Below are 8,309 nucleotides of genomic sequence, written 5' to 3' on the forward strand. Positions count from 1 at the left end.
CGCGTCCGCGGTGTCGGAGTCGGGGCTCGGGTCGGCGCGCTTCCGCGTCGCTGAACCCGGTGATGGTGACGGTGATGTGCCTGTCGCGGCGGTTGCAGGCCACCTGGCCGGCCGAGCCGGCCAGGTGGATCCCCCAGCGTTTCGCGTAGTCGAGGTCGGCGCTCAGGGCGGTGACGATCGCGCCGGGGGTGCGGGCCGGGTCGTAGCGGGCACCGGTGGTGACTGTGGCGGCGGTGCCGCGTAGAAAGTCTCGACCGCAGGCGGTGCCTGCAGCGAGGAGGCGAACTCGTTGCCGTTGCGCCACCAGGCGTCGGAAATGCCGGGGGCGATGACGGCAGGGTCGCCGTCGCGGTGGAGCTCGCCCTCGTAGGTGCGTGTGCCGAGGCCGCCGCGGGTGACGAGGGCACGGCGTTCGCCACTGATGGATGACCAGACGATCTCGGTGCCGATGACCTTGATTAGGTCGAAGTCACTCGGCGGGAAGACGCGCTCGCCGAGAAAATGCCCGGCGTGCCGTCACCCGTGAAGTTGACGGGGCGCGACAGAAGAGCGAGCAGATAGTCAGATTTGCTGGTGATCGGTTGTCGATCAAGCCGCTCTTGTCGACCTGGCGCCTGCTATCAGGGGTTGCGCACGGCCTGCACCGGACGACGTCCGCCGTCGTGGACCACCATGTCGAGGGGCAAGGACGAAACGGGCGACCCGATATCCGGCTTAATAGGATCTGACCCACCGACCTGGTCCTGCGCCTCGGAGTAGGCCTGCCAGTGCTAAGTAGCAACGCAGGGACCGAGTCGTAGGTCTCGAGGAAGAGGATGGATCAGCTGCCGATCTCAAGTCCGCGACAACGCTGATGAAGACAAGTTCGCTAGCGGCAGGGTCCCTGCGCAATCACGGGTACCGCCTCAGTGGCGAAGCCGAAGGACCGCCTGTCAGGGTGGGTGAGTTCGCCGAAACTGCCGTCCACAGGCTGAACAGAGTGAGAAGGACACCGCCGATTAGCACGCTCGTACCGCCCACGGTGATGGCGCGGGCGTCGTGACAAGGGTAGCGGCGCAACGTTGCTTCACCTAGGCGACCTCCGCTCGGCGCCGGGGCACGATACCTACCCCACTGTCTTCCAGCGACATTCAAATTAGAGAACCTAGCGAACATGCCGCGGGACGTCAGTCTACGGCCGGTACTGCGGGCTCCCAACCCACGATGGATTGCGCCTTATCTCGGGCTGCGTCCTTTTCGTAGTCGGCTTGCAATGCCTTAGAGAGTCCTTCGCAGAGCGCCTGACTCTTGAATGCCGACTTGTAATCGAAATCGGGAAGCTCGGCCGTATGATAATCGAGGTCCACAACGAGCGTCTTAAGCACCTCACGCGCCAGCTGCAAAAGGGCGTCAACCTGATTGTCAGAGAATTCCTGTGGGTTGCTGAGGATGGTTCGCGCGCTTTCACCCGTTCGGAGCACCACGGCGAGCGTACTCAGCACGAAATACTGGGTAAGGGCGTAAGTGGCCATTGGCCGGTCCTTGACCTGGCTCATTGCATCTTCGACCAGTTGATGCAGTTTGTAAATGAGGACAATCCGAGCGGCCGTAACCTCACGACGTCCAAAGATTTCCGCATACTGCTCATCGAACACCTTATAGATCTGGTGAGCTGACCATGGCCTGTGAAGATCAAAGGCAAGTAGCTCTCTGCCGGCAAGTTCATTCGAAATCGACACAGTATTCTCGGGCGCCTTTTCGCCCCGCTTGATTTCTAGAAAATATCCAGGCGCGTTCTTGGTAATTTCTGCTTGAAGGCGCTTCATGAGGAGATGATTCGAACGCATATCCCTCGGCTTGATAGCGTTCTGGTTGTTGCTGTTCTCCGTGATAGTACGTGACAGTCGCGGATTGGCTAAGGCCACGACTTTCACAAGCACGCGGAGGTCATCGGTTAGCTTCGATCGATTATCGAAGAAGCTGGTGAGACTTTGTGCTCCGTTAACCACATAGTAGTTCTTGATGGTGAGCTGCCCCTCAGTGGCGGCCGCTTCGCCGCAGAGGATGGTAATACCGTTATGAAATAATGGGAAGTTTGGATGCGTAGATTTGTCAGCAATCGACGCGCGAATCGACTTATTGACGGCGGTGTTTCCCAGAGTTCGGCGGACATTCTCCTCGAATAGTGAGCCGTCCGAAATCCCATCCATGTGCACCAGCTGCAGCGCAGTTGCTGGAAACACATACATTTCCGACTTGGAATCGACACCTCCTGCTGAAAGCTGCAAAATATTAGCGTAGGAAGTATCAAAGGTAAATTCTTCCTTTCCCGCAGTCGGGGTGACGTCAATGACATGGTCGGCTATCGCACCTCTGTCGAAAACCTCAATCTCGTCAGTCAGGCGCTCGTACGCAGTAGAGTCGGCGTCGTTGAGCTCGTTTGTGACGTAGATAGCCCGCAACGTATAACCGGCTTCGACAAGATCCCGTACCCCGACCCTGGACAAGAGTTGTTTTAGTTCTTGAGCAGCATTTCCGGCGATGATGGCATCTACCTTTTCGGCGGTTGCGAACTGATGCATGGACGAGACGAGAGTTTTGGGACCGACGTCTCCTACCGTTCCATTATCCTTCTGTCGGATCTTCGCCTGCAGAAAATGGATGGCTTGCTCTGCCTGATCGACATAAATGGCATCGATTCCCTTGTCGTTGGTTTTGTCGAATATCGAGTCGCGTGCGTCGGTTTCGTCCAACCGGTACACGTTGATCAAAAACCAATATAGGAATGCGGCGGATTCATCCAAGCCCGTTTCTTGCTGAGTCTCGGCGAGGGTCGGCAAAAATTCTTTGTATTTGAGCTTGGTTTGATCCATGTGTGCACGATACCGTGCGGTCCCGATTTAGGAAAGGCCTGTCATCGTCTGCTGCCGAGCGAAAGGGGCGACATAGTTTGCGATGGTGAGCCTCTCAAGTGCGCGCCCTGAGTCTCACCTCCCTGAAGCAATCACCGCCAGTGGTTGGTGAGGTTTGCCGTCTCGCGGGACGGCATCCCTTTCATACGCCTCATCGTCTTGTTTCGCCGGTGACCGTCGTGCGGGAGCGCGCCGGGGAGCGGTCGGCGGTGCAGCCGCAGTCATCGCCGCGCCAACGGGTGGCGGAGGGCGACTCCTCGGCCGCGATCGGTGATCTGGTGCTTCTAGAGCGTGAGCCTCATGCTCGCGTTGATGAGGTCGAGCGTGACAGCGCGCAGCTCGGGAACGAGGAATCTACCCGGGGCTGACTGGTCCTGGGTGACGAGTGCCTGTCGACCGTCCTCGGCGGTGATGACGATCGCATGGATGACCGCATTCCGGCTGCGGGTCGCGGGCCAACCGACGTCGGCCGCCCATTCGACCTGATCGATGCGGCCCGCGCTCTTCGCGAGCCCTTCGAGCTGCTTGATCGCTCCCCCGAGAGTGGTCTTGAACGGGGCATCGGTGGGGGCGCCCAGATGCCGGCCGATAGCGTCTCGAACTCCGAAATGGAGACGTGCGGCTGCCCAGGCGACCCGTCCCAGATCACTCAGGAGCTCGGGATCGGTTGGCATGTCATTGACGTATGGATCTTGCAGCGAGTTCATGTCCAATCTTCGCATCCGAATTGACGCGCGAAACCGGCCGCGCCAGCCCGGTGGACGCGTTCAGGGTCCGATGGGAGGGTGGGCGCATGTCAAAGCCTCGGACCAAGTTCGCGCGTGCCGCGTTGATTTTTAACGGCATGGTGTGGTTCGATCTCTCGTTGATGCTCTTTGCGATTGCCGGCGAGCAGACGTACGCAGCGTCCACGGCCACTATAGAAAGCGATCCGGGAGTGGACGGCCGCATCTCGACGCAGGTGTAGGAGGCGTACGACGCTGCCCACTAAAGCGATTTCCAACGTCACCGGTCCTATGGGCGGCGGGTGCAGCCGACGCGTGAACTACAGGTGGCGGGCTGTGCCACTATCGACGTACCACCGCACTCCTCGCGCAAGATGAAGAAATGGAGCTGGACATGGCAATGACCGATCTGATCGCGCAGGTGAACAGGAATATGGCCCTGTACGGAGCTGAGTTCGTGCCGATTTCGGATACGTCCGGTTCGGCGCCGGCGTCGGTGCACGGCATGATTGCCAACGCCCCCGTCCGCCTGGACTTCACTGTCGGTCACGAACACCCCGACTACGACTACAAGGTCTGGGTCTATTCGTCGGCGGGCGAGTCTCTGGGACGTGGCAACGGCGCATCGAACTTTGAAGACGCCATCGACATGTACCACTGGCAGGGCGTTGTAGCGGATCTGAGGGGTTAGCCCTTCTCGGGTTGGCCTCGACGGGCGCCGGAGGGGGTGCCGGTGAATGCCTTACAACAGACGATGGCCCTGTACCGCGGCCCGTGGGGTCGCTTGAGCGGCCTGGTCGCTGCGACCGATTACGGCAGTGATCGTGAGTGCGTGCGCTCGGCGATCGCGCGGTCGGTTTCGAGAGTTGGCGGGCGTGGGGGGCGAGTCGACATCACGAGCCGTCCCGGAGGGGGGCGATGATTCCCGGCTCGATGCCGTCGAGGGCTCCGGCCAGCACTTCGAGGAGCGCATCAGCGCCGCCTGGTGACGTCCAGCGCGGGCACTCGTCCGAGCGGCGTGGGATGAAGAAGCTCCTCGAGTACGCCCAGGGTGGGGACACTGTCGTCGTCTGGCGTGTGGATCGGCTCGGTCGGTCTCTGATTGATGTCCTGAACACGGTGAGCCTGCTGCGCGGGCGCGGGGTGCAGGTCTGGTCGATCTCCGATGGCATCGACCCATCGACGTCGACGGGCCGGCTGATGCTGAACATGCTCGCCACGCTCGCGGAGTACGAGAGGGAGCTCACCGTCGAACGGATCAACGCCGGCATTGCCGCGGCCCGCGCGAGCGGGACCCGGTTCGGCCGGCCCGTGTCGGATCCGGTGGTCATCGCGGACAAGCTCGCAATCGCCGCGGACGCCCGAGCCCGCGGCCGCACCGCTGAAGACGCTGCCCGCCTCGTCGGGTGGAGCCGCGCAACGCTCTACCGCCACCAGCAAGCCCACGCGGCCCGCGAAAGCGCAGCGACGTAGCGACTGACAGTTTCGAGCGGTGGCGGACCCGTCCACTCCACGTCAAGTACCAGAGAGCGAGGATGCTCCATCGCGCGCCCCTGGTTCTACTCAGTTGTCGGGGAGGTAGTTCCAGTTGCCGGCGAGGAAGTCGTCGTGAGTGTTGATGTCGGGGCCTTCGAGGTCGACGGTGGTACCGATGCTCCAGTGCCAGGGGTCGTTGTCTTTCCCGCCGAGGATTTCGAGGATGGACCCGTCATCGAGAGTGAGCACGGGGTCGTAGGCGTCGGCTTCGCAGTCGATACGGACGATCGTCCGGCCGGTGAGGCCGGCGAACGCGGTGGTGAAGGCGTCGCGGGGGTGTTCGCCGGTGACGCGGCCCGCTGGGGCGGTGAGGGCCCAGTCGCAGTCGAGGTCCAGGCGCCAGTCGGGGCCGGTGAGCGTCGCGGTCGGATAGTGCGGGATTGCCTCGGTGATGGTCAGAGGGAGAGCGGCGTGGAGGAGATCACGGTCGGTGACTCCCTCGTCGTCCGGGGTCTGCTCGATGGTGGTGTCGTCGGTCACGGCTTGTTCTCTTCCTGGTTGTCGTCGCGCGGCACGATGCCCAGGCGGGCTTGCGCTTGCGCGAACGTTTCGGGTTCGGCTATCTGCTTCGCTTTTTGCACTCGTTCGAGGAGGTAGGAGGGGCCGGGGAAGAAGTCGTCATCGAACGGGCGCAGGCCGTAGGCGGCGCAATAGTCGGCAAGCATCTCGGGAGTGAAACGGTCCGCGACACGACGGTTCATGTAAGCAGAGACGTCCTCGAAGGGCAGGGGGTCGCCGGAGGTGTGGAAGGTCCAGCGACTGTCCTGAATGACAGCAACCATCCTGATGATCTCCGCGAGACCCGCGGCCGGACTGGGATCCGGACGGTGAACGACGAACATGCGCGCCCCGAGCCGGGCGCGTTCGTCTCCACGCGGACACGCAGGTATGCAACTGATATAAAGGGAATCGGTGTTCAATCGCTGACCCAGCACGGCGGTGGGGCTACCCGGGTCGGTGCCCTGTGCCCCATTGGTCACAAATGCGCTCCATTCCGGGTGGGCTGTGCCGACCACGAGGAACTTGCTCGTCGAGCCATATTCTAGAGGCTGCATCAGAGGGCCTGCATCGGCCAGACCGCCCGGCACCTCGGTGACCGTGCGCGGCCTCCCGTATTCAAGGGCCCATTCGCGGTAGACGCGAGCGACAGCAGCAGCGGGGGCACGCACGAATCCCATGTCGGAGGTGATGGGCGCGAACCGGTCACCGAGCACTCGGGCATCCATCATTATCAACTCCTTCACTCATTCTTGTCTCCGCTCGTCGTCCGTCCGCTGCGGGGCATCGTCGCGCGGCACGATGCCCAGGCGGGCTTGCGCTTGCGCGAACGTCTCCGACGGGGACAGCCGGGCTAAGGGCGAGATTTTTCGTTCTCCTTCGATGATGTAGGAGGGGCCGGGGAAGAAGTCGTCATCGAAAGGACGCAGACCGTAGGCGGCGCAATAGTCGGCAAGCATCTCCGGGGTGAACCGGTCGGCGATACGACGGTTCGTGTAGGCGGCGACGTCCTCGAAGGGTAAAGGGTCGCCGGAGGTGTGAAAGGTCCAGCGACTGTCCTGAATGACGGCGACCATCCTGATGATCTCCGCGAGACCCGCGGCCGGCCTGGGATCCGGATGGTGAACGACGAACTTGCGCGCCCCGAGCCGGGCGCGTTCGTCTCCAGGCGGGCACGCAGGTATGCAACTGATATAAAGGGAATCGGTGTTCAATCGCTGCCCCAAAACTTTCGTCGGACTGCCCGGATCGGTACCCTGGGCTCCATTGTCCACAAATGCGCTCCATTCCGGGTGGGCTGTGCCGACCACGAGGAACTTGCTCGTCGGCCCGTAATCAAGGGGCTCCATTAAGGAGCCTGCATCGGCCAGACCGCCGGGCACTTCGGTGACCGTGCGCGGCCTCCCGTATTCAAGACCCCATTCGCAGTAGCTGCGCACTACATCAGCGGCGGGAGCGCGCACGAATCCCATGTCGGAGGTAATCGGAGCGAACTTGTCACCGAGCACTCGAGCATCAACCATGATCTGTTCCTTTTTCAGTCTACTATTCGTAGTTCGATGACACCGTCCGGGTCATTCGCTCTCAATCTTGCCGCATGATCCGGCCCCCGACCGGAGGCGGTTGTATCCCATTCTATATAACGGCGAACACCGTCGGCATCTGTGTACTGTACGTCCGGCCGATTAATGCCGACACGCTCACCGTCTGCATTGACTTGCTGCTGATTAACTCGAATATCCTTGATTCTATCATCGCGCTGAAGCCGGGAAACCAGGTTCCAGACCTCCGCGTTCTGGTTCGCGTTTTTCCCGACGGGTCGCCCTAAGGGCTCCATCGGCTTAGGTGGTGTCGGGTTTACGTTCATGTCTTGGGGGAGTCGTGGTACCGCTGGTATTTCGTCGAGTAGTTTGTCCGCTGTTTTGTCGAGGCGGCGGGCGGCGGCGCCACCGAGTCCGCTGGCGGCTCCTCCGGCGGCGCCTCCTGCTGCTCCGCCGGCGGTGGCGCCGAGGAGGCCGTCGGGGGTGTGGGGTCCGGGGCTGGTGAGGTATTGGGCGGCGCCGGAGACTCCGCCGTCGGCGGTGCCGGCGATGACTTCGGCCTTGAAGGCGCCGGCGCCGGCGCGGTAGGCGAGGAACTCGGCTGCGCCTCCGGCGCCGCCGCCGAGGGCTCCGACGGCGGTGTCGATGCCGACTTGGCCCCAGTCGACGCCACCGTTGACCGCTTTCTGGGTCGCGACGGACATCCCGCCAGCCAGGAACGCGCCGGATGCGGCCCCAGCGAGGGCCATCCCGGCGAGGGTGCCCACACCGGTGAACATCAGGCCGACACCGATCGCGACCATGGCAGCCGCGGCAACGTATTCCCAGTTGTTCGAGAGCCAGTCGCCGGCGGCGGCGAATGCGCCGTTGTTCCCGTTGCGGTAGGCCTGGAGCTCCGCGTCGGTCACGGGCCGCAGTCCGGTGGGGTCCAGGGCGTGGAGGGGGTCGTTCCCGGCGTACGAATACGGGTTCCCGGACCAGCCCGCACCGATCACCGGGTCGAGGGGATCCACCGTGAGGAAACCCCGGGTCCCCGGGTCGTAGGCGCGGTGGCCGAGCCATTCCAGTCCCGCGATGGCGAGGCCACCGGACCCGGTGATGCTGATCCCGGCGGGGAG

At 62.6% G+C, this 8,309-nt stretch carries 9 protein-coding genes and 1 pseudogene; 3 read left to right on the top strand and 7 right to left on the bottom strand.

Features of this window, described 5'->3' with window-relative positions; all coding sequences use genetic code 11:
• From B0H03_RS15665 to B0H03_RS15675, 3 genes are all read right to left on the bottom strand, one after another.
• Positions 1-304: hypothetical protein (locus B0H03_RS15665; protein WP_133248954.1), on the bottom strand; the 304-nt coding region annotated here is incomplete at its 3' end.
• Between the two features lie 862 nt (positions 305-1,166).
• Entirely contained in the window at positions 1,167-2,852 is a 1,686-nt protein-coding gene (locus B0H03_RS15670; RefSeq protein WP_104354221.1) for an AIPR family protein, read from the bottom strand.
• A 323-nt stretch (positions 2,853-3,175) separates the two neighbouring features.
• On the bottom strand, positions 3,176-3,598 hold the full coding sequence (locus tag B0H03_RS15675) for a hypothetical protein (RefSeq protein WP_202130183.1): 423 nt from the start codon (positions 3,596-3,598) through the stop codon (positions 3,176-3,178).
• Between the two features lie 86 nt (positions 3,599-3,684).
• Between B0H03_RS15675 and B0H03_RS16830 the strand changes: the two genes are divergently transcribed.
• The 3 genes and pseudogenes from B0H03_RS16830 to B0H03_RS15690 form a co-directional block, all read left to right on the top strand.
• Positions 3,685-3,858, top strand: a complete 174-nt coding sequence (locus B0H03_RS16830) for a hypothetical protein (protein WP_160487377.1) — start codon at positions 3,685-3,687, stop codon at positions 3,856-3,858.
• A 152-nt stretch (positions 3,859-4,010) separates the two neighbouring features.
• Positions 4,011-4,307, top strand: coding sequence for a hypothetical protein (locus B0H03_RS15685; RefSeq protein ID WP_127843892.1), 297 nt, complete (start codon positions 4,011-4,013; stop codon positions 4,305-4,307).
• A gap of 320 nt (positions 4,308-4,627) precedes the next feature.
• Positions 4,628-5,089 (top strand): annotated as a pseudogene (locus B0H03_RS15690) (recombinase family protein); the annotation flags it as partial.
• A gap of 90 nt (positions 5,090-5,179) precedes the next feature.
• Here the strand turns inward: B0H03_RS15690 and B0H03_RS15695 are convergent.
• The 4 genes from B0H03_RS15695 to B0H03_RS15710 all read right to left on the bottom strand — a co-directional run.
• Positions 5,180-5,632, bottom strand: coding sequence for a hypothetical protein (locus B0H03_RS15695; RefSeq protein ID WP_104354217.1), 453 nt, complete (start codon positions 5,630-5,632; stop codon positions 5,180-5,182).
• Positions 5,629-6,381, bottom strand: a complete 753-nt coding sequence (locus B0H03_RS15700; protein ID WP_104354216.1) for a hypothetical protein — start codon at positions 6,379-6,381, stop codon at positions 5,629-5,631. Before B0H03_RS15700 ends, B0H03_RS15695 begins: the two co-directional genes overlap by 4 nt.
• A gap of 15 nt (positions 6,382-6,396) precedes the next feature.
• A complete protein-coding gene (locus tag B0H03_RS15705) occupies positions 6,397-7,173 on the bottom strand; it encodes a hypothetical protein (protein WP_104354215.1) in 777 nt (258 codons plus the stop codon).
• Between the two features lie 14 nt (positions 7,174-7,187).
• On the bottom strand, positions 7,188-8,309 hold a 1,122-nt coding region (locus B0H03_RS15710; RefSeq protein WP_276329560.1), incomplete at its 5' end, for an RHS repeat-associated core domain-containing protein.

It is taken from the genome of Rathayibacter iranicus NCPPB 2253 = VKM Ac-1602 (genome assembly GCF_003149025.1).
GTDB lineage: Bacteria > Actinomycetota > Actinomycetes > Actinomycetales > Microbacteriaceae > Rathayibacter > Rathayibacter iranicus.

Excerpts from the sequence above, each read along its gene's own strand:
- B0H03_RS15670 (WP_104354221.1), bottom strand. The coding sequence starts at position 2,852 with ATGGATCAAACCAAGCTCAAATACAAAGAATTTTTGCCGACCCTCGCC.
- B0H03_RS15675 (WP_202130183.1), bottom strand. The coding sequence starts at position 3,598 with ATGAACTCGCTGCAAGATCCATACGTCAATGACATGCCAACCGATCCC.
- B0H03_RS16830 (WP_160487377.1), top strand. The coding sequence starts at position 3,685 with ATGTCAAAGCCTCGGACCAAGTTCGCGCGTGCCGCGTTGATTTTTAAC.
- B0H03_RS15685 (WP_127843892.1), top strand. The coding sequence starts at position 4,011 with ATGGCAATGACCGATCTGATCGCGCAGGTGAACAGGAATATGGCCCTG.
- B0H03_RS15700 (WP_104354216.1), bottom strand. The coding sequence starts at position 6,381 with ATGATGGATGCCCGAGTGCTCGGTGACCGGTTCGCGCCCATCACCTCC.
- B0H03_RS15705 (WP_104354215.1), bottom strand. The coding sequence starts at position 7,173 with ATGGTTGATGCTCGAGTGCTCGGTGACAAGTTCGCTCCGATTACCTCC.